Genomic DNA, 20,569 nt, shown 5'->3' on the forward strand with positions numbered 1-20,569 from the left:
TTCTGTTGGCGTGTTTTGAACCTCTCACTGTAGCTGTACGGTCAAAGAACGCAAAAAGTGCTCTCTGAAGTAAAGGTAATGAAAACCCTTGTCCTACGGCCTTCGCCGTAGGCTATAGTAGGCCCCGTAGCCACTTGACAGCGAGGACAGGATGGAAGCCGTTAATCCCACCCCGGAGCAGCTCCAGAAGGTGCTGGCGGAGACACCGAAGGATCAGCCTGTGGTTATGCTCAACCTGCTGAGATTTCGCGACCGTGCCGATTATCAGGAGGAGGCACCGGAGCGTACCGGCCGAGAAGCCTACTCACTCTACATGGCCGAGGCAGCCGCTTGCGTGAGGGCCGTAGGGGCAGAGGTTATCTGGTCTGGACGGAGCGTCGGATCGTTGATCGCGCCCCCGGATGAATCCTGGGATCAGGTTCTGCTTGTGCGTTATCCCTCGATCGATGCCTTCATGGCCATGATCGAAAGCCCCGAGTATAAGGGCGTGGTGAAGCACCGCACGGCGGCGATTCGGGATTCCAGACTGGTCGCCAACATCGAAGGCAACGCCGGCTGAGTCAGAAGCCCGCCTGTTTGATGAGCATATAGCTGACCGTGCCCGCGGCAATGGAGAGCAGGGCATTGCGGCGCCAGAGGTGTACCAACACGACCAGCGCTCCGGGAACCAGCGCATCGAACCCGTACCAGGCACCGGACCAGTTGGCGGACCGCTGCAGGAACACCGTGGCCAGCAGCGCCATGACGGCCGCTGGCAGATAGCGTCCCAGGTGACGAACCAGTGGGTGGTCGGTGTGCCGCTCGAAAAACAGGAAGGGAATCACACGGGTGGCGAACGTCGCCACTGCCGCCACCGCGATAAACAGGCCCAGGTACAGGGAATCACCCATGGTGGGACTCCTCACGGGCTGCCTGGCCTCGGGTTCGTCGATATTCCACAAGCAAAGCTCCCGTTACCAGCGCAATCGCGCCAATCAACTGATGGGTTGGCGCAAGCACCAGCATGGCCAGTCCCGCCGCCGCTGCGCCCAGCCAAACCGGAAAACCATCCCCCAGAGCCTTGTACTGTTCCAGGGTCAACACGATGAACAGGGCCACCAGCGCAAATTCAATGCCGGTGCTGTCGAACGCCACGTTGTCTCCGAGCAGGGCGCCCAGCGCACACCCGACCACCCAGTAGCCCTGGTTGAAGGCGGTGATCCGGAAATCCACTTGCTGTTCATGGTCCCGGTCTGTCCCCCTCGGTCGGCTGGTGAGCAGCGAATAGGTTTCATCGGTAAGCCCGAAGATGAGATAGAGCTTCTTCCAGCCGGCGCCACGGAACTGGCCCAGCAGTGACAGCCCGTAGAAAAGGTGCCGGGCATTGAGCACGAACATGGCCACGAACACTTCCAGCAGGCCGGCGTTCACCGCCAGCAGGCTCACCGCCAGAATCTGGCCGGCGCCGGCGTAGATCACCAGCCCCATCAGCGGCGCTGCCCACCAGGCGTAGTCGAGCTGAGTGGTAAACAGCACGCCGAAGGCCATGCCCAGGGGCAGATAGCCAAACAGAATGGGCAGTGTGAGGCGAAAAACGGACTGGTTCATTAGCATCCAAACGTTCTGAAAGCGAGGATCATAGTGAATTGGCGCTGGTTTTTGAAGCGTCAGCCCCCGGGGCTTCTACCGTGCCGGCAAAGCCCTTACCATGGATGGGTATCAGAGGAGGCCCTATGACCAGCAGTACCGAGCATCAGCCCGAGCAGGATCCCCGCCAGGAAAAATTCGTTGTCGATACCGAATTGCTGACCGAAGACCAGCTCCAAGGCCTGGTGGAGGAGTACTGTACCCGCTACCACGGGCTGAACGACACCGAGAGCCCCATGGCCGAGGTTGATCGGGTCATGGCGGCGGTACGCCGTGGTGAGCTGGTGGTATGGTTTGATCCGGTGGAGAACACCGCGGGTTTGGGTGTGCCAGCTTAGGCGGCATATCGCCGCAGTATTTGCTCTGGCACCTACCCGCAGCCTGAACGACACGTTACAATCTCGCTGTTTCCCCGAAAGCCGTGCACGAGGTGAATTTTGATCAGGGTACTGGTTGTAGATGACCACGAGCTGGTGCGTTCCAGCATTACCCGGATGCTGGCAGACAACCCCGACATTGAAGTGATCGGGCAGGCGTCGTCTGGTGAGGATGCCATCGACTTTGTGCGTCAGCAGCGCCCGGACATTGTGCTCATGGACATCCGGATGCCCGGTATCGGGGGCCTGGAAGCCACCCGGCGTATCCTGCGCATCGACGACTCCATCCGGGTGATCGTCGTAACCGCCTGTGCCGACGACCCGTATCCCACCCGTGTTATGCAGAGCGGCGCCTCGGCGTATATCACCAAGGGTGCCGACATCAAGGAAATGGTACGTGCCATCCGCATGGCCCACTCCGGCCAGCGCTACATAAGCCCGGAAATTGCCCAGAAGATGGCGCTCAAGCAACTGGGTGGCGATCGGGACGAAGACGGCGAGCTGTCGCTGTTCGAGCGGTTGTCCGAGCGGGAAATGCAGATTGCCATGATGGTGGTGGACTGCCAGAAGGTGCAGGACATCTCCGACAAGCTGTGCCTCAGCCCCAAGACAGTGAACAGCTACCGCTACCGCATTTTCGAAAAGCTGGAGATCTCCAGCGACGTGGAACTCGCCCTGATGGCAGTACGGCTCGGGTTGCTTGATGCCGACAAGGTCTGACCCCGAGCAGAAGACCCTCGGGGAGTTTGACAGCCAGAGCTTCCTGAAGCAGTTGACCGAGCGGCCCGGTGTGTACCGAATGTACGACGAGGGCGGCTCGGTGCTTTACGTGGGCAAGGCTCGCAACCTCAAAAAACGGGTGGGCAGCTACTTCCGCAAGGCCGGCCTGGCGCCCAAGACCGAAGCCCTGGTGGGCAAGATTGCCTCCATCGAGGTCACCATCACCGGCAGCGAAACCGAAGCGCTGCTGCTTGAACAGAACCTGATCAAATCCCTGCGCCCGCCCTACAACATCCTGCTGCGGGACGACAAATCCTACCCCTATATCTACCTGTCCTCCCACAGCGATTATCCGTCGCTGACGTTTCGCAGGGGCCGCACCAAAAAGGGCGGAGGCACCTGGTTCGGGCCGTTTCCAAGCTCCGGGGCGGTCAAGGAAAGTCTTAATGTTCTGCAGAAGATATTCCGCATAAGAAACTGTACAGAAAGCTTTTTCCGTAACCGGACCCGGCCCTGCCTGCAGTACCAGATCAACCGATGCACAGCCCCGTGCGTGGGCTATGTCACCCCCGAGGAATACCTGGAGGACATTCGCCACGCCACCATGTTCCTCGAGGGCAAGAACCCGGCCATCCTCCACGACCTGATGAACGCCATGGAGGCGGCCTCGAAAAACCTGGAGTTTGAAAAGGCGGCTGCCTACCGGGATCAGATCAACCACCTGCGCCACGTGCAGGAGCAGCAATCCATTGAAGGCGAGGGCGGCGACGCGGATGTGATCGCCATTGCCCAGGACGCCGGCGTGGTGTGCATCGTGGTGATCATTGTGCGCGGCGGCCGGGTGCTGGGCACCAAGGACTATTTTCCCCGCTACTCCATTGAGCAGACCGAGGGCGAGCTGCTCAGCGCCTTCCTGGGCCAATACTATTTCGGCGGCAACACCCGCCGGGAAATTCCCCGGGATATCCTGGTGCCGGTGGCGGTTGAAGGCCAGGAGCTGCTGGCCCAGGCGCTCAGCGAGTCTGCCAACCGGGAAACCCGCATTCGGGGCAACGTACGGGGCGAGCGTCGGCGCTGGCTGGAATTGGCCATGACCAATGCCCGCCAGACCCTGCTTACGCACCTGGCCAGCAAGGAGACCGTGTACCGCCGCCTGCTGGCCCTCAGGGACCTGCTGGAACTGGCCGAGACGCCCTCGCGCATGGAGTGCTTCGACATCAGCCACAGCCACGGCGAGAATACGGTCGCATCCTGCGTGGTTTTCGATGAGAATGGCCCACTGAAAAGCGATTACCGCCTGTACAACATCGAAGGCGTGACCGCCGGCGACGACTACGGTGCCATGCGCCAGGTGCTCACCCGCCGCTACAAGCGCATGGTGGCCGGCGAGGGCAAGCGGCCAGACCTGGTGTTTATCGATGGTGGTAAGGGGCAGTTGAACATTGCCCGGGAAGTCTTTGATGAGCTTGAGATTTCCGATATTCCGCTGATCGGTGTGGCCAAGGGGGTCACCCGTCGGGCGGGTATGGAGCAACTGATCGACGCCATGACCGGCGACGTGTTCCGGGTGCCGGCCGATTCGCCGGCGTTGCACCTGATCCAGCACATCCGGGACGAATCTCACCGGTTCGCCATTACCGGGCACCGGGCCCGGCGCGACAAAAAGCGCCGGCAGTCTACACTGGAAGGCATCGAAGGCGTCGGCCCCAAGAAACGCCGGGACCTGATCCGCTACTTCGGCGGTATCCAGGAAATCCGCAAGGCCGGTGTGGATGAGATGGCCAAGGTGCCGGGTATCAGCAAATCACTGGCGGAGAGCATCTACGCCGCGTTGCACGACGAGTAAGGACAGCATGAATCTACCAAACATCCTCACCCTTTCCCGCATCATCATGATCCCCGTGTTCGTGGTGATCTTTTACCTTCCGGTGGGGTGGAGTTACCTCGTGAGCGCGTCCATCTTTGCGCTGGCGGCGGCCACGGACTGGCTCGACGGCTACCTGGCTCGAAAGCTCGACCAGAGCACTCCGTTCGGTGCCTTCCTGGACCCGGTGGCCGACAAGCTCATGGTGGCGGTGGCCCTGGCGGTACTGATCGAAGAGCACGCGGCGATTCTGCTGACCATTCCCGCCACCGTGATCATCGGGCGGGAAATTGTCATCTCGGCTCTTCGGGAATGGATGGCGGAAATCGGCAGCCGTGCCAGTGTGGCCGTATCCTACATCGGCAAGATCAAGACCACGGCCCAGATGGCGGCCATTGTGGGCCTGCTCGCGTTTCCGCCGGGCAACGTGTGGGCGGATGTGGCGCTGCTGCTTCTCTACATCGCTGCGATTCTCACCCTCTGGTCCATGGGGTTGTACATCAGGGCTGCCTGGCCGGAGTTGTTTCCGGAACAGGCGGATAGTCGCAACCGCTGAGCCAGTCGATCATCCGGGCGCTCAGTGACTGCCTAGCATCACCGAAGGCCTGAACGACCTGTTCTATGGCCGGTCCCCCGGCCGTCTCCTCAATGTCGAATGTCTGTCGACAGAGGGTGCCTCGCGTGCCCGCATCGATTACCTGGGCGTGCAGCTGCAACTTGACCTTCGGGTATCCCGAGGGCTCTTCTGTGTGAAACGCCGACAGCTCGCTCACCAGAGTCAGATTCGCTTCCGCCGGGCTGGTTTCCGCGATCACGTCTGCAAAGCCGGCGTTGCGGCGCAGTGACACGATCATCGCATCCCGCAGCATCATGGGGGCGCTATCCCGCCAGCGCACGTCCGGGTAGGACTGGAATTCCCAGTCGGTGGGCTTGGCCAGTATCCGGGTACTGTTGAGCGGCTCGGATGCGTAGGGCGTGTCCACCCTTAACACGTAGGGGATTTGGCGGTCCGGGGCGCGTTCAGTGCCGGGCCACGCCAGATCCATCACCCGGGGAGGTTCGGGGTTGGGGAACACGGTGCAGCCGGCGGCTGCCGAAATCCCCAGGGTAATCGCGATGACATCGAAAAACCGTTTGCTCACTGAGGCAGCTCCTTGATGGTGTCGTTGCCGAACAGGGTGCCTGTCGGATCTTGCTCAAGTTTGCGGGTGAACTGATTCAGCGTGCGCAAGGTGGCCCTCAGCTCTCGCAGGGCCGGAGCCAGTTCGCCCATGCCCTGCAGCCCGGACGCCATGGCCCCGGCGTTGTTGCGGGTCAGTTCGTCCACCCGGGCCAGGGTGCTGTGCAGGACCACCAGGGTTCGATCCATGGATTGCAGAACCTGCTTGCCGTCGGTGGTCAGCAGCTCGTAGGCGTTGTCGGACACGCGGGACACCTTGATGGCCGCTTCCTCCGCCCGAACCGCCGCCGCATCGAATTGTTCGAGCAGCGCTGAGAGCTGGTCCCGGCGGGCGAGCAGTGCGTCGGTGGCCAGCCGGGTATTCTCGAGAATCGCGGTGGTGTTGCGAATGTTGTCATCGGAAAGCAGTTCGGTGGCCTTGCTCAACAGCTCATCGGCCTTCACCACCAGCTGCTCGCCGTTGGCCAGGAGGTTATGGAAGGCAGAGGGCTCGGCAATGATGGTGGGCGGGTCTTCCCGGTTGCCTCGCAATGCCGGCTGGTCGGGGCTGCCACCGCTGAACTGCACGTTCATGCTGCCGGTAATGTTGGCCAACACCAGGCCGGCCCGGGTGTTCTTTCGGATCGGCACCGATTCGTCCACGCGCACCAGCACACGTACATGGCCGGGGTTATCCGAATCCAGGCGCATCTCAACCACATCGCCAATCTGAACGCCGCTGTAGAGCACCGGGTTCCCCTCGGAAAGTCCGCTGACCGGCTGGTTGAACACGATTTCGTAGTAGGCCCACTCCCGGTCGGCGGAGGATTTCGCCAGCCAGAGAGAGAATATCAGCGACGCTGCGAAGGCAACGAGCGTAAACAGCCCGATGATAAAATGGTGAGCCCTCGGTTCCACGGTTACTGCTCCCGGTTCCGGTGAATGGGGTGAGTGTTGTGTGCATTGAATGCCTGGCTGGCCGCCCGCCCCCTGGGGCCATTGAAGTAGTCCTGAACCCAGTCGTCATCGGTTGAAGTAGTCCTGAACCCAGTCGTCATCGGTGGCGGCGACCACGTCCAGTCTATCAGCCACCAGCACCCGGCGCTGTGACAGAACGGCAACCCGGTCACAGGCGGCGTACAGGGTATCCAGATCGTGGGTCACCAGGAACACCGTCAGCCCCAGGGCGTCCCGAAGGGTGACAATCAACCGGTCGAAAGCGGCGGCTCCGATGGGATCGAGGCCGGCGGTGGGCTCATCCAGGAACAGGATCTCCGGGTCCAGGGCCAGGGCCCGGGCCAGGCTTGCCCGTTTCACCATGCCGCCTGAAAGCTCCGAGGGGTATTTGGTAGCGGCCTCGGGCGGCAGGCCCGTCAGCGCCAGCTTCATCCGGGCCAGCTGTTCCGCTTCGGACCGCTTAAGGCCCGCGTGCTCAATCAGGGGAACGGCAATGTTTTCCTGCAGGTTGAGCGAGGTGAACAGCGCGCCGCCCTGGAACAGCACGCCAAAACGCTGCTCAATGTCCGACCGCTGGGCAGAGGGCAGCTCGATGAGGTCCTCCCCAAAAACCCGGATGTGGCCGGCGGAGGGTGTGTTCAGCCCGACGATGCTTCGGAGCAGCACGGTTTTGCCGGTACCGGAGCCGCCCACAACCCCGAGAATCTCGCCACGGAGCAGATCCAGATCGAGATCCTCATGCACCAGATGGTCGCCAAAACGGTTGCTGAGTTGGCGAACCTCAATCACGGGTTCTGCGGGTTTCTGGCCATTCATTGCCGATCCGTCGCCTGCCATGGTTACCACCCCATTTCCATAAAGAATAGCGCAGCAATGGAGTCCAGCAGGATCACCATGAAGATCGACTGCACCACGCTGGAGGTGGTGTGTTCGCCCACCGACTGGGCGCTGCCCGCCACCTTGAAGCCCTCCAGGCAACCAATCACCGCAATCAGAAAGGCAAAAACGGGCGCCTTCACCAGCCCCACCAGGAAATGGCGCAGAGCAATGTCGCGCTCCACAATCGCCATGAACTGGGTGGGGGCAATATCCAGCACCAGGGCACACACCATGGCGCCGCCCACCATGCCGGCAATCATGCCCACGAAGGTGAGAATCGGCAGGCTGACCACCATGGCCAGGACCCGCGGCAGCACCAGCAGTTCGATGGGGTTCAGCCCGAGGGTGCGGATGGCGTCAAGCTCCTCGTTCACCTTCATGGCGCCGATATGGGCCGTGAACGAACTGGCGGTTCGGCCCGCCAGCAGGATGGCGGCCAGCAATACCCCGAATTCCCGCAGGAACGAGAACGCCACCAGGTTCACCGTGTAAATGGTGGCCCCAAAATCCTCCAGCACGGTTGCGCCAAGAAACGCGACCACCGCACCCACCAGGAAGGTGAGCAGGGCAACGATGGGCAGGGCATTCAGGCCGGTATCGTGAACCGATGCCACAAACGGGGTCATCCGCCAGCGCGCGGGCCGAACGAGGGTCCAGCCCAGGGTGGCCAGGGTCTGCCCGATAAACCCGGTGAGGGTCCAGAGCAACCGGGCAATGCTTTCCACCTTCTGGCCGGTTCCAACCACCACGCTCATCACCAGTGAAGGCTTGGCCGGCCGGGCTTCCGGCTGGTCTTTCAGCGCCTCGCACACGGCCTGGATAAGGGCCGACTTCTCCTTTGGCAGATTGTTCTCACCGGAGGCTTCGGCCAGCAGCCGTTCGGGGCCAAGCAGGTATGCCAGTTGCGCCGCTCCGGCGGTGTCTATCCGCCGAAGCCCGGAGAGATCAATGTGCACGTTCTTCAAGTCTGAGGAAGCCAGGTTCGCCGCCTGCCGGGAGAGGGCGCGGTAGTGGCTCAACAACCAGTCGCCGGCAACGGTAAGCTGGTCGCCCTCCAGAGTGATGGAGCCAGGCGACGAGATACCGGGTTGGGACTGCTCGGATGGCGAGGCGCTGGGCACGTGCGTTCATTCCATGAGTAAATTTGCTCGGCATTGAACAGCTTAGAGACTGCAAGCCACCATGGCCAGTTTCTGACCACAAAGTTCGGTAAAACAAAAACTTGATAAAAAACGGTTGACGCCCGAACGGTAATCCGTAGAATACGCAGCCGTTGACGAGGCAACGCCCCGGCAACTGCAGAGCGGGAATAGCTCAGTTGGTAGAGCACAACCTTGCCAAGGTTGGGGTCGCGAGTTCGAATCTCGTTTCCCGCTCCAATTTCAAGTCTCTCATTGCCCACCTGAGAGCACAAAGATCCGATCCCTTCGATCTTTCCCGGCGCGGTGGCAGAGTGGTTATGCAGCGGACTGCAACTCCGTGTACGCCGGTTCGATTCCGACCCGCGCCTCCATTACTCCTTTTAAAACAGTTGCTTATCGACAGGTAAAAATCCTGTCCAACATTAAGTCAACATCCTGAGTTTGATTCACTGATCCCTTAATTTCGCCCATTCGGGCCAAATCAATTTGAGGGACTGTGACCATGCACAACTTTTCAAAAGAACTCACCGAAACCATTGCAGCCCTGTACTCCGGCGAAGCCATGAAAGGCGATCCCACCGAAGTGCGCATTACCGGCCATCATGTTTGGGTGGCCCAGCAGGCCAAGAAAGAGCAGGCTGCGGGGGAGTCGGCCCAATTAAGTATCTCAGACCGTTTGGCCGACTGCCGCTCGCATTTGTTCGATGCCAAGTCCACGCTCAACCTCCTCCGCAAACGTGAGTTCCTCGGTGCCCTGTTTGGGCATGAGTGTCTGGATATCGTAGTTGACGCACTGGTTGACCAAGCCTGGAATCTGGTTGCTAGCGCTTCGTATGACTGTGAAGCCGCGAACGATTTTAGTGATTCGGATCTGCGAGAAGAGCTTCAGGCACCGGCCATGAAAGTGGAGGAGGTTAATTCTCCGCTACACTGCCTCTGCTTGGTCGGAGAGTTCAACACTCATGGGGAGTCATTGCTGGTCGCTTTTCTGGGTTGCCTAAACCAAGCCCAGGAGGGGGCAGGGGCGCTGTAAAAGACAATGAAGTGAATGTGATGGCGCTGGCCAGTCCGAGATTAACGATGTTGTGCGGAGCGGTCACACAGTCCAGCGCCTTGTTTGTTTACTCAATCAAGTAGTTTTCGAGGAGATATACAAATGAACTCTGAAAAAATTGTGCTGCATAAAGCTGAGACAACAAAGCTTTTGAGGGAACTGGCCTTGGATGCCGGAAGTCTTTCCGGCCTTACCGCTCTCTACGAGGAAATGCGGGCCGATCTTGAAGCAAACCCCGAGTGTCCTGAATATCTGAACTCCGTAGCGCTTGGGGCGATGCAGAGGGGGGTTATGGCATTGGCCAAGTCGGTCGATCGCGCTGTCTTCGAACTTGATTGCATCGTGTCTCAGTCAGAAACCCTGGAGCCTGAAACCGCTGCGGATTAACACAAACTCGCTCAACGGTGCCCGGGGTTTCCCGGGCTGGTGGCCCAATTCGTAGTGCTTCAAGTGACCGCCAGCGGCCATATGGTGCTGGCAGAGGCTCTATTCCGCGGTCATTGAGGCACCAACAAACAGCCGGCTGTTGGATGCGGATGGGTGGAGAAGAGTCGCGATTTCATGCAGTTCTGAATCGGGGCCTGTTCGTGAGAGTGTTTTTGGGGTCGTGGCAGCGTTCACCCTCCGGGCCTCCCATGGTGTTCCTCGGTTGCTCGATTCGCAAAGATTGCTCCCATGGGGTAAGGTTCCGCTGTCGCTCGCATGGATTGCCCAGCGGCCGCGCCACCTGCCCAATGGTGGGACTGTCAGGAGAGACTGGCCCCGTTTCTGTTCAATCGATCCTGCTCGGGTTCAATTATCTTGAGCATGGGCTGGCGGCCGTCCATCACGCCAACAACGCCCTCGTCTCCCAGTTGGGCGCCTACCATGTAAACCCCGGGGCCCAGCCATTGATAGTTGTCGAGGATCGTAGCCCGCCAGCACTCAACGTCCAGCAGAACGCCCCTGGCGGCCGGCAAACGACGAATTAACCGCCGGTCAGCGATACCCAGCCAACGACTGATTTCGATACCTCGGGCCGTAACTATGCCCACGGGCGAGAGTGTGGCGGTCTCACCCAGGGAGGAATAAACCATGTTGTGTCGTCTGCGAAATTCCATCGGTGTAGTATGCTGTACAAATATACAGTTTCAAGGATTTGCAGATCTTCGGGGTTTGGCATGGTGTTTTGGTGTCCGCCAGCTCTCAAAATCCGAAGCGGTAGATCTCGAACTCGGCGCCTGGTAGCACCAACCCGAGAGCTAGTTGCATAAAACTGGCGATTAAATTGTGCTCAACCGCATGTCGCGGCAGAATATTGCAGGATTCACTCGATGACCGGCAGCGACCGCATGGCCGGCTCGGTGATTCGGCACTTTTTGCCGGCCGATCCAAATGCGGTTTGTAAAGTGGGGAAAGGGGACAGACATGGAGAGAGCGACAAGGGAAAGGCTTGAGTCCATCGTGGATCTGGCGCTTGACGTGTTGATGTCCCGGGACGCGGACGCAGGATGGCAGAATTCCGGGTTGCTGGGTCGCCTACAAGACTGCGGTGGGGTTCTGCCCTCCGGCGAAGTATCGACCGTTTCGGTCTGGAAGAAAGGGTGGCTCCTAGGGAACTGGAGGCCGAAGCACCGCCAGGCGATTTCTTTACTGGAGAAGCTCACACCACAGAACCGGCAAGCCGTCCTCATCCATCGTGCCTACCATAACCGAATAACAGTCATTGAGGATCCCGTGACGGGGCGGAGAACCGAAATACAGTGGAGCTCTGAGCGGATCTGCAGGGAGCTTGGCATTACGCCGAATCAATTTCGGTTGAGGGTTCATCGTGGTTATGAAAAGCTCCGCAGCGAGTTGGAGCCGGCAACGGACAAAGTGGCCTGACTGTTCTGCACTATTCAGAGTCGGCTAAACCGCCAGCCCTCAAGACACCATTTTTTGCGTCCTGACCACCATGCGCTGGTGCCTCGTCCGTTATCGCTTGCTTAACCGTGCCGAAGGCGATGAGGGCGGTGAGGATGATCACAAAAAGCTCTCTCTTCAACTGACCTTTCTCCCTGGCTATTTCCCGTTGCCAGTCCATCAATGAGGCATAGGCCTTGCCGGTCGGTACCACAGAGCCGTGGTTCCCCTTCGTCTTCAGCTCACCGGTGTAGAGTAGAGAATCAATGATGTTCTTGACCTGGCGCCAGTGGTCCAGTTTTCTTCGGTGTCGAACATTGCTCTTTTTGGGGCCTAGCAGCCTATGACTCACGGTATAAAATTTGATGTCTCGATACCTCTCTTCATGTAGATCAAGAATAGCCTCCAGTACGTCGGCTCGACTCTTGACCGGTCTAATTCTTCTGGCCAGGAGTTGGGTCGTGAGATTGAAAATCCAATACTGTACGTGAGTGAGTCCCAGGCGCCGGAAAAGCGCGGCGGTAATTGGGCTGGAATAGGTCAATTTCGAGTCTTTGAAGTAGTGGGCAACCTCAAAATTAGCCTCACCGGCTATCCGTTCCGTGAGGGTTTGGATAGGGGGTTTGTCTTCCTCACTTACTTTGCAACGAGAAACAAGAATTCTGTTCTCTTCGGTCGGATGAACAATCATTCTCACCAGTTCGGTCGGGGGGTCGAGCGGATCGTCCTCATTCACAAATGCCCTTTGTTCGTTTCTGGTGAGATACACCCAGTAGGTGTCGTAGTCATCTCGGGCTGAGGCGACAGTTGATTCGTGCGTCTCTGTCCGGAAAAGGTACTTAAGCGCTCTCAATCGGTTTCTGGCTTGAATTCCCATGGCTCCATGCCTCGATTCAAAAGGGCCAAATAAATTACTCCACGCAGAGAGTCGAGACAAACGGTACGTGGAGCGACCGCTGGCTTAGAGAGTCACCGTCATGCGCGGCAGAGGGCACGACGAGGCTCCAGAGTCGCCCTCGCCACCCTTTAGGTCTGAGCCAATTCGTGGCAATTCCGGCGAGTATGGGCCATGCTTGTGTTTCATTTGAACCGGTTCATTCCTAATTGAGCTATTTGGGATTGTCTCGAAACCCTAGTGACTGCTGCAGAGCAATCGATTGCCGGTATTTGCTCAGCCGATAACGCCGAGAGTGTTCCTCATCCCCCAACTGGGTCTGGGGGCCCCCGGGTGATATAAAAAAATCGCGAGGGGAGATCTTGGCGATAGATCAAAGTGGCATGCTCGGGTGACGCGGTTGCACTCGAGGCCAGGCGGCGGCTTCGAAAGTGTCAGCCATAATTTGGCTGAGAACCAGACAGAGTGATGCCAGCTCAGAAAGCCATAGATAACAACACCAGGGCCATAGGCCGTGTCTCCTGGTAGTCCCTTTTATGCTAATCCGGACGAAAGAATACAGGGATCGTGTATGGGCCTGAGCTATAGCGAAGCATCAGAGTTTTTGGGCTTACAGAAGAGCTGGAATGCCAATTCGTTCCCCTGGACGCTGAAGGATCGCAACGGCATTCCGCCCACGCTTGAATGCCATGTCACGCTCAAAGACGAGCACGGCGTTGTGATAGAAGATGCACTAGTTGTGCTTCGTCATAAATCAAGCGCCATACCAGGCGTTCCTGATTGCTTAAATGCAATACTGCTCTATCAGAAACAGCGCATCATCTCTTTGGATGAAAACGGCCCTAGGAGCCACACGAACCGAGTTGGTGTTGGCATGCCGTATTTCGGACAGACTCTCGAGCACCCGCACATTCACATTCCGGTGGCAGAGAGCATGGACGGCTATGCTGAACCAATAGACAATCGGGACATCCAAAACATGTGGCATATTTTTCTGGAAGCTGCGGGAATTATCGGAGCGCCTGCTCTACAATTACCTCCATCTGAGCAGTTGGAATTGGCGCTGTGAGGCAATCGCGATGAACTGCGAACTTCTGCAAAAACAATGGGGTTACACCTGCCAAACCGTGGCAGACGGTGTCCTGTATGCAGAATCACCGTTCCTGTTGGCTGGCGATGGAGCCCATCTCGGAGCATACATCCAAGACATCGGATCCAATAGGGTTCGACTCTCCGATAATGCAGATACGGTCTTCAATGCCATGACTTACGGTGTTCAGTTTCGCAAAAGTACAATCCAATCCTTGCGAGCAATAGCTGAAAGCCGTGGACTGTCTCTTGGAGAAAATGGAGAGCTTCACGCGGTTTGCGATAAATCAAAAACAGGGGAGCTTTTCGCTCGCTTCCTTGAGGCTGCATTCATGTTTGGCGAAGTCCTCGAGGCAAAGCGGCCTGAGCCGGCTTCTGGCTTTGAGAGAACAATCACCAAAGTATTGTCTGCAAAATATGGACTGAGGCTTACGAGAGGGGCTACTGCGGTCGGTGCCAGCGGTCATGCGGTCCAATTCCCTCTAGGTTTGGATGTTGGGAAGCGGGAGCAACAGTTTATCCAACCGATTGGTTCGAGGTCCGATGGCACGGTTAACTGGCGTAGTGTGTACCAGGCTACGGGCAAGTTCTTGGACATTAAGAACAACGAGATTCCAGGCAGCCGTTTGGTGGTGATTGAATCTGCGAATAGCATTGAATCGATACACCAGGCGGAAGTGATTCTTCAGAATGCTGCCAGAGTGATTGAGTACAGCGGGCCGGATCACTTGCTGAGAGAGATCGCTTTGGCCGCTTAGAATTCTGCTTAATGCTCGTTGGCGAGCGGTTTCTCTTACTTGCAATATACCTGCAGAAATCCGCCAGCTGCTATTTGAATCGACAAAGCTGACCCTGTGCCGTATCGCCTCTGTGCGCCTTCACCATCCTTCCGAGCTTGCTCAACTAATTGGGTGGACAGTTATCCAAGGGCTGCACGCCGGCCCTGGCATCTCCGGTTTCGGTCATACCATTGAGCCCCAGCCATCGAGCTGAGCTGGTGGAGCCCGATCCAATTTTGATCGAAAGGTCCATTGTCTGAGCAGTGGAGAGGGGCTTAGCTTTCGCTACTGACGCGTCTGGATGCCTTTGCAGTTGGTCTTCTCAATGCGCTTCAAATTCCGCTGAGCATTTCCCTGCAGTGCTTCCCTCAAGAACACATACTCGGCTTTCGTAATGTCGCCCTGGAACTCCAAAAGGAGAAGCATGCCCTCCGCCATGGAGACAGTTGTTTCGAGAGTTTGCTCGGTTTCGGTTGTTTCCAAATTCTGGAATGAGAATCCCAAAGGATGGTGCTGGAATCTTTCTGCGAACTCTTCGCTTGTCATGGGGTGCCTCGATGTTTGATGAGAGAGCGGCAGTTTTTTTCGGATGGTCTGCCAACATCAACCCGGCTGGTTTGGACCGGGCCGCAGAGTGTTTTTTGCCGGGTGTATCTGCCTCCACCAGCAGTCATCCTTGAGTGCACAGCCCTAAGCTGCCGCGGGCACATTGTCAGGGCCATGTGCCAGAGCCTAGACCTCTGCTTGACCCTGGAGGAGTTACGGCAGAGTGCCTTCTGATTGCCCGCCCTGCAGTGCGAGGAGCATCTCCTGGCCCTGTGCGTTGAGCCGGACTTGAATGCTTTGCAGAATCTCAAACATGAATGCTTCCAGGTGCGGCTGCAGTCCGGCGCCTTCCACCTTGACAATAGCGTCGCCTTTCGAAAGTTGTTTGGTTTTTTCCTTGACGTATTCGACCTCTGCTTCCGTGAGCTTCTTCTGAAGTTTGAATGCTTCTTCTCGGCGCTCATTTTCCTTTCGAATCTGTTTTTCTAGGTCGATCTGGTCAGAGCGGCTCGCGCCGGACTTCTCGCTGAAAAGGTCTGAAATAAGGTTGCCGGTGCTGCCGAATGCCTCGCTGATGGTCTGCGCGAGAGCCACAACTTTATCCGCGTTTGCTTCTACCTCAGCAATGTTCAGGGAGACCACGGCCTCAATGGTTTTTATGCGCTCGTTGCTCTGGAGCTTTTCCAGCTCGAGACCGTATTTCTCGGTTTCGGTAATTACTTTTTGGGTTTTCTGTGCGGCATCGTCCAGGTTTCGGTTGGACTTGACTATGGTCCCGGACCAGCTGTTTACCTTGCCGGTGGCCTCGTCATAGCCAAGGGTCAGAGTCTTGTTGTTCTCCGCCAGCTGGCGCGTCGTTTCTCCGACTTCACCCAGGGCGCCACCGCTGCTCTTCACTCGGTTGTTGAGCTCCTCGACTGCGTTCGTCGCGGTTCGCTGGTTGCCGGTAAACTCCTCCAAGGAGCTGTTGAATTTGCTCTGCTCCTGCGAGTTCTTCACCAATTCGGCAGCCCGGGCATTCAGAGCTTCAGTGTCCAGCTCGGCGGCCTGCTTGGTGTTATCGAGCGCGTTGGCCAGCCGGTCATTAAGATCCTTGAGTTCGCCGGTTTCCTTGGCAAGTCTCTTTTCCTCCTCGGTCAACGGCTTGAGCTGGTTCTTGATCTTCTCAATTTCCTCGGCGTTGAACTGCTCATAGAGCCAGGAGCCGATAGAAGTCCCGAACGCCTTCTCCATCGGCTCAATGACGTATTCGTTAATCAGTGTCCCGACGCCATACCCGCCAGCCAGGGCCAGGCCAATGAGACCGCCTTTACCGGCTGCAGCGGCGATGCCTTGAACGGCGCCCAGGTTACCGAGAAGCGCCTTGAAGCCTTGCGCACCTGCCAGTGCTACAAGACCATTACCGACCGACTCCAGGCCGCCGCCGAGGGCGCCAAGGGCGGGCAAAACGGTATCGATGGCTTTTGACAGGCCCAGAAGCTCACCAATTGACCGTTTCGTAGAGTCGTCCAGCTGTTCGAACTCCTCAATACCTTTCCCGATGGCGGCAAAGATCGGTTGCAAGCCATCCACGATGCCGCTTGAGATATTTACTAGGGCGGTGAAAGCATCCACAACACGCTGGAGAGCGTCCTGGAGACCTTCAACCGTGTTCAGATCAATGTCTCCGAAAACATTGGTGAAGGCATCCCCCAGCTCGTCGCTCAGGTCTCCAAAGGCACCGAGGAGGTCGGAAAGGTCGATTCCGGACAGCGCTTCCGGGAAATTGGTGGCGATGGTTCGAAGCTTCTGGTCGATGTCTTGCGCAAGGCCCTCCAGCCCCTCCAAAATTGGTGCAAACACTCCATCCTCTAAGCGAAGCTCGCTGCCAATACTGTTGAAGATTGAGGTGATCGAGCGAACGATGCTCCTGGTCTCATCGGTAAGGTTTGTGCCGAAGGCGATGAGGGCCGAGTTCAGGTTGTTCTGCAGGGTCTGGGTAATCAGCCCTAATGAATCGTTCAGTTCCTTTGCGGCGGTCTCAGCGGCGCCCGCGTTGTCCTTGAAGGCAGCTAGGTTCTCAGCAAACTTATCCGAGGCATTGCCTGTAAGGGCGAGCACTGGTGCAAGGGCTTCTACAGAGCCGAACAGCTTGGCCATCAGATCTACATTGCCATCGGTGGCTTCCGCAACGTCCGACAAAACGCCGGAGAAACCTTTGCTCTCAAGGGCCGCTGCGTTGAATTCAATTCCGAGTTCGGCCGCCAGATCGGAAGCCTCTTTGGACGGTTTCAATAGCGAGTTGATTGCAGCACGGATTCCCGTGATGGCCTCGGCGGTGTTGGTGCCAGTCTCGGCCGTAATGGTTGCGATCGCAGCGGCCATCTCATTGAAGGAAAGGCCGGCCGCGGCTGCAATAGGAGCAAGGCGGCCAATGGCGCCGGAGAGTTCTGGAATCGTGGTCTGGCCCAACTGGACGGCAGTAAAGAAAGTATCTGCGTATGCGCCTGCCTGGTCGGCAGAGGCTCCAAAGGCGTTCAGTGTGCTCACCAGGGCGGTCGTCGTCTCACCCAGGTCGGCCTTGCCGGCAATGGCCAGTTGTTCAGCTGCAGCAATCAGGGTAAGAGATTCTTTGTAGTCTGTTCCCGCCGAAATTGCGCTGTAGGTTGCACTGGTGATTTGTTCGAGCGAGGCGCTCGAGCGTTCCGAATACTCAAGGATCTGGGCTTGAAAGTCGCGGAGGCTGTCGGCGGGCTGGCCGATTAGGGTCGCGATTTCGCCAAATGCGGTATCGAAATCATCTGCAATCTTGACCGCATAGCCAGTTACGCCAATGGCGGCAGCGGCCAGGGCTGCATCAAGCTTGATGATGCTGTCTGTAATATTGGCCAAGGGGCCGGTGAGGTCGCCAACCTGGCCAGTGAGGCTGTCGAGATTTCTGCCTACCGAACTGATGGCCGAGCCGGTTCGGTCAATCCCTCCGAAAATAATCTCAACGGTTTTGGTTTTATCTGCCATGGTTACAGGCCTCTGATAGAGTCGGGAATTCCATCTGTGTCGTTTCTGCAAAACTCCCGCGGTGTATTCCCCAGTTGGCTCACTTCTAATCCATTGTTTTTATTGTTCGTTTTAATCTCATCTGGTGAGGCGCCATATGCGCGCAAAAATTTTCCGAAAACCGCGTGGATGCGCCGCCCCCGCGGGCTACAGGAAGGCCCAGGGGCCCCCTGGAATTCTGTGCACATAGTTCGACTCGAGAAATCAGGGAGGCGTCGATTCAAACGGATAGCAGGGCGCGCTGCCTGGTGTAGCCGAGAACGACCAGCCGTGCGAGCAGGAGACGCCACACAGGCAGCAAGACAAACGTAGGGGGAGGGTAGGTTCCCAAACCCTATCGCAGTCTTGTTTCCTGTCTGATGTGGAATGTGCTCCATGGCTCCGTCTCTCTCGGTTAATCGCGCTCAGGGTGGAGCGGGCGGCAGGGCCACCCGGGCTCTCAATCAAGCTGAACCGGCCTTCCTCAGAATGACTTCAATCTGTTTCTCGGCGGCGGCTGAGTCTGCCTCCACTCTCTCCTTGGTCAGGCCTGGCAGATTGGGTATATCGAGCCGGGAGCGATAAAGCCCTGTGCTAAGCGGGGTACCATCACCGTATCTCTCGGAAAGCACAGTCGCAGCTTGCAACGTCGTCAGGGCTTGCTCTACTTGCTCCAAGGCGGAATTTAAACGCTCGACCTCGGATTCGTGCATTTGCCTGGCGTACAGGGTTAGAAGGCAGGACAATTCTTTTTCTGCGGCAGCCTTCGCAGTTTGTAAACGCTCGAGGCGCCGGGCATAACCTCGGCCGGCGGATTCTGCGAGGCGGGCGTTTTCCTCGAACTCCGCCAGCTGTTTCTTCAACGAAGCAAGACGGGAACTGGCTTTTTTCAAATCGGACTCTGGCGCCTCACCAAGATCAACATCGGCCGCCAAAAGGTCGTGCTCAGAAGCTGCTTCTTCCATCTCGCTCTTGAGCTTCTGCAGCTGCTCACTCGGAACTTTGGCGAGCGCATCGTCGCGAGCATTCTCTACTCGAGTGATTTCTGATTCGATCTTCAATATCTCGGAACCTGCGCCCTTCAGATCAGTTAAAGACACTTTCTGGTGGTTGTTTTGAAGTTCCTCATATTCAGCGTTGAGGTCGTCAAGTTCGGCCTGGATTGGAGCCCTCTCCTCTTTCAGGTCTTGAAGCAGTTGCTCAAGGCTGGCGATTTCAGTCTTCAGTGCCTCAATTTCGCTCTTTGTGGCGGGGCGGGTCGAATAGGCGCGGGCTGGGCGAATCCCCTGATCCCACAACAGTTCACGCTCGAGCGTCTCTTTCCGACCGGCCGATTGCTCGATACGAGCTTTCAAGTGATTGGCCTGTGACATCAACTCTTCGCGCCGGGATTCGATTTCCCTGAGACGGTCGAAACGCTGAGCTGCTGAGAGCTTTTTCGTGGAACCAGACAGCTTTTTCATAAAGGCCTTCTCCGTGTGATGATGGCGGTTTTGCCGAGTTTGATGGCTTCCACGAATTCAGCCCGGTCGAATAGGATTCGACGGCCGAATCTGTAGACGCCGGGGATATCGTGTCCACGTTGAAACAGGAGGTAGCGAATGCCACCAGGTGTGAGAGCCGGTTCAGCTTCGCAAAGTTGGTTCAGCGTCAGGAGGGAGGGGGAATCTACAGTTCGCGCTGATTCGGGTGATGCGTTGTTCATGGTGTTGCCCTCATGGTTCCAGTGAACCGCCGTGCTGTTCGGCTGAGGGTATGATTTCAGTAATTCAAAGTTGGTACTTAGCAGGCTCTACCAACTTTCTGTTGTTCAGGGTGAGCTTTGCTTATTGCGTGCGATGTTCTTTCGTATCCATTGAATCCGATGGAGTGGAAGGCCAAGCCGCTCGACTATGATCCTTGCGACTCCCGATGCGCTGTGCCGCTTGTTCTCAGCCCATATTTTGTCTGCCTCGCGTTGATATGCCGCCAGCTCATCCGCGGAATTGAGCCTCCGCTTAGCGTTCGGGGAACTGGGCGGGGTCCTACGATTTGCTGTGGTGAGGGCAATTTCCGATCTCATCGCCCGGGCTGCGTACTTCTCCCACGGTTGAACGTGCGCCTGCGTAACGACCGCGCCGAGATCCAGAAAGGATTTGGCTATTGAAACCATCTCATCGGGCGCCGCTGAGATGGCCTTCAGGGCGTCGCTGCAAGATCTGATACCAGTCAGGACCCTGTAGGCATTGAACTCGTTGTCAGTCCATTCCACAGAGAGGGAGGGGGCGGGTAGGTGCCGGGGGAGTTGATTGCCGATCCGGTGCAGCTCATGAATGGCGTGGGCAGGGTTTCGAATATCGATCCACTCGGGGCGGGCAAGCTGTAGGCCTAATTGAGCCGCTTCTGGAAGCCGGTCGTTTGCGTGTGCTGTCCAGCCGGTCAGGGCCAAGACTAAGCGCTCTGCAATGTCCTCAGCCCGATCTCGTTCGCTTGGATTTTCACCTGGTACCTGTTCTGCCTCAAATATCCGAATTTCATCCATGGAGCTGTCCATTCATGGTGCGGTATTCGTTGAGCTGCGGTTTAAAACGGCGCAGAAATTCA

Annotated in this window: 21 protein-coding genes, 2 tRNA genes and 1 pseudogene; 12 read left to right on the forward strand and 12 right to left on the reverse strand. The window is 57.6% G+C overall.

From position 1 onward, the window contains the following. Positions 1 to 151 precede the first annotated feature (151 nt). On the forward strand, positions 152 to 559 hold the full coding sequence (locus AC0J1C_RS08170) for a DUF1330 domain-containing protein (RefSeq protein WP_473046376.1): 408 nt from the start codon (positions 152 to 154) through the stop codon (positions 557 to 559). Position 560: 1 nt separating this feature from the next. Here the strand turns inward: AC0J1C_RS08170 and AC0J1C_RS08175 are convergent, their stop codons facing one another. Together AC0J1C_RS08175 and AC0J1C_RS08180 are read right to left on the reverse strand one after the other, a co-directional pair. Further along, a complete protein-coding gene (locus AC0J1C_RS08175) occupies positions 561 to 890 on the reverse strand; it encodes a branched-chain amino acid transporter permease (protein ID WP_473046377.1) in 330 nt (109 codons plus the stop codon). Continuing rightward, entirely contained in the window at positions 883 to 1,587 is a 705-nt protein-coding gene (locus tag AC0J1C_RS08180) for an AzlC family ABC transporter permease (protein WP_473046378.1), read from the reverse strand. Before AC0J1C_RS08180 ends, AC0J1C_RS08175 begins: the two co-directional genes overlap by 8 nt. Before the next feature lie 125 nt (positions 1,588 to 1,712). On the opposite strand from AC0J1C_RS08180, the gene AC0J1C_RS08185 reads away from it, so the two are divergent. From AC0J1C_RS08185 to pgsA, 4 genes are all read left to right on the forward strand, one after another. Further along, on the forward strand, positions 1,713 to 1,964 hold the full coding sequence (locus AC0J1C_RS08185; RefSeq protein ID WP_473046379.1) for a YheU family protein: 252 nt from the start codon (positions 1,713 to 1,715) through the stop codon (positions 1,962 to 1,964). 99 nt (positions 1,965 to 2,063) lie between these two features. Next, positions 2,064 to 2,723: a UvrY/SirA/GacA family response regulator transcription factor gene (gene uvrY / locus AC0J1C_RS08190; RefSeq protein WP_473046380.1), complete on the forward strand. Its 660-nt coding sequence runs from the start codon at positions 2,064 to 2,066 to the stop codon at positions 2,721 to 2,723. Continuing rightward, positions 2,707 to 4,569: an excinuclease ABC subunit UvrC gene (gene uvrC, locus AC0J1C_RS08195; RefSeq protein ID WP_473046381.1), complete on the forward strand. Its 1,863-nt coding sequence runs from the start codon at positions 2,707 to 2,709 to the stop codon at positions 4,567 to 4,569. Before uvrY ends, uvrC begins: the two co-directional genes overlap by 17 nt. 7 nt (positions 4,570 to 4,576) lie before the next feature. After that, entirely contained in the window at positions 4,577 to 5,143 is a 567-nt protein-coding gene (pgsA, locus tag AC0J1C_RS08200) for a CDP-diacylglycerol--glycerol-3-phosphate 3-phosphatidyltransferase (RefSeq protein WP_473046382.1), read from the forward strand. Here the strand turns inward: pgsA and AC0J1C_RS08205 are convergent. From AC0J1C_RS08205 to AC0J1C_RS08220, 4 genes and pseudogenes are all read right to left on the reverse strand, one after another. After that, positions 5,088 to 5,729, reverse strand: coding sequence for an ABC-type transport auxiliary lipoprotein family protein (locus tag AC0J1C_RS08205; protein WP_473046383.1), 642 nt, complete (start codon positions 5,727 to 5,729; stop codon positions 5,088 to 5,090). The genes pgsA and AC0J1C_RS08205 overlap by 56 nt on opposite strands. Further along, positions 5,726 to 6,664, reverse strand: coding sequence for an MlaD family protein (locus AC0J1C_RS08210; protein ID WP_473046384.1), 939 nt, complete (start codon positions 6,662 to 6,664; stop codon positions 5,726 to 5,728). Before AC0J1C_RS08210 ends, AC0J1C_RS08205 begins: the two co-directional genes overlap by 4 nt. 2 nt (positions 6,665 to 6,666) lie before the next feature. After that, a pseudogene (locus AC0J1C_RS08215) lies at positions 6,667 to 7,519 on the reverse strand (ABC transporter ATP-binding protein). A gap of 23 nt (positions 7,520 to 7,542) precedes the next feature. Then, positions 7,543 to 8,703 (reverse strand): ABC transporter permease, encoded by a 1,161-nt coding sequence (locus AC0J1C_RS08220; protein WP_473046385.1) that lies wholly within the window; start codon positions 8,701 to 8,703, stop codon positions 7,543 to 7,545. Between the two features lie 182 nt (positions 8,704 to 8,885). Here AC0J1C_RS08220 and AC0J1C_RS08225 point away from each other — a divergent pair. From AC0J1C_RS08225 to AC0J1C_RS08240, 4 genes are all read left to right on the forward strand, one after another. Beyond that, positions 8,886 to 8,961, forward strand: a tRNA-Gly gene (locus AC0J1C_RS08225). Between the two features lie 60 nt (positions 8,962 to 9,021). Next, a tRNA-Cys gene (locus AC0J1C_RS08230) sits at positions 9,022 to 9,095 on the forward strand. A gap of 131 nt (positions 9,096 to 9,226) precedes the next feature. Continuing rightward, on the forward strand, positions 9,227 to 9,757 hold the full coding sequence (locus AC0J1C_RS08235) for a hypothetical protein (RefSeq protein ID WP_473046386.1): 531 nt from the start codon (positions 9,227 to 9,229) through the stop codon (positions 9,755 to 9,757). 123 nt (positions 9,758 to 9,880) lie between these two features. After that, the gene (locus AC0J1C_RS08240; RefSeq protein ID WP_473046387.1) at positions 9,881 to 10,165 is read left to right on the forward strand and encodes a hypothetical protein; all 285 of its coding nucleotides are present in this window, start codon (positions 9,881 to 9,883) and stop codon (positions 10,163 to 10,165) included. Positions 10,166 to 10,524: 359 nt separating this feature from the next. Here AC0J1C_RS08240 and AC0J1C_RS08245 read toward each other — a convergent pair whose 3' ends face one another. After that, a complete protein-coding gene (locus AC0J1C_RS08245) occupies positions 10,525 to 10,854 on the reverse strand; it encodes a hypothetical protein (protein ID WP_473046388.1) in 330 nt (109 codons plus the stop codon). 331 nt (positions 10,855 to 11,185) lie between these two features. On the opposite strand from AC0J1C_RS08245, the gene AC0J1C_RS08250 reads away from it, so the two are divergent. Further along, the gene (locus tag AC0J1C_RS08250) at positions 11,186 to 11,644 is read left to right on the forward strand and encodes a hypothetical protein (protein ID WP_473046390.1); all 459 of its coding nucleotides are present in this window, start codon (positions 11,186 to 11,188) and stop codon (positions 11,642 to 11,644) included. 10 nt (positions 11,645 to 11,654) lie between these two features. On the opposite strand, the gene AC0J1C_RS08255 is transcribed toward AC0J1C_RS08250, so the two are convergent. Then, positions 11,655 to 12,539 carry a hypothetical protein gene (locus AC0J1C_RS08255; RefSeq protein ID WP_473046392.1) on the reverse strand — a complete coding sequence of 295 codons (885 nt, stop codon included), beginning with the start codon at positions 12,537 to 12,539 and terminating at the stop codon, positions 11,655 to 11,657. 589 nt (positions 12,540 to 13,128) lie between these two features. Here AC0J1C_RS08255 and AC0J1C_RS08260 point away from each other — a divergent pair. Together AC0J1C_RS08260 and AC0J1C_RS08265 are read left to right on the forward strand one after the other, a co-directional pair. Further along, on the forward strand, positions 13,129 to 13,626 hold the full coding sequence (locus AC0J1C_RS08260) for a hypothetical protein (RefSeq protein ID WP_473046393.1): 498 nt from the start codon (positions 13,129 to 13,131) through the stop codon (positions 13,624 to 13,626). Between the two features lie 10 nt (positions 13,627 to 13,636). Beyond that, a complete protein-coding gene (locus AC0J1C_RS08265; protein ID WP_473046394.1) occupies positions 13,637 to 14,404 on the forward strand; it encodes a DUF1828 domain-containing protein in 768 nt (255 codons plus the stop codon). 306 nt (positions 14,405 to 14,710) lie between these two features. Here AC0J1C_RS08265 and AC0J1C_RS08270 read toward each other — a convergent pair whose 3' ends face one another. From AC0J1C_RS08270 to AC0J1C_RS08285, 4 genes are all read right to left on the reverse strand, one after another. Beyond that, entirely contained in the window at positions 14,711 to 14,971 is a 261-nt protein-coding gene (locus tag AC0J1C_RS08270) for a hypothetical protein (RefSeq protein ID WP_473046395.1), read from the reverse strand. 213 nt (positions 14,972 to 15,184) lie between these two features. Then, entirely contained in the window at positions 15,185 to 17,968 is a 2,784-nt protein-coding gene (locus AC0J1C_RS08275; protein WP_473046396.1) for a phage tail tape measure protein, read from the reverse strand. A 482-nt stretch (positions 17,969 to 18,450) separates the two neighbouring features. After that, entirely contained in the window at positions 18,451 to 19,449 is a 999-nt protein-coding gene (locus AC0J1C_RS08280) for a hypothetical protein (protein ID WP_473046397.1), read from the reverse strand. A 347-nt stretch (positions 19,450 to 19,796) separates the two neighbouring features. Then, positions 19,797 to 20,507, reverse strand: a complete 711-nt coding sequence (locus tag AC0J1C_RS08285) for a hypothetical protein (protein WP_473046398.1) — start codon at positions 20,505 to 20,507, stop codon at positions 19,797 to 19,799. Positions 20,508 to 20,569 lie beyond the last annotated feature (62 nt).

The sequence above is a fragment of the Marinobacter sp. E2 genome, assembly GCF_055755345.1.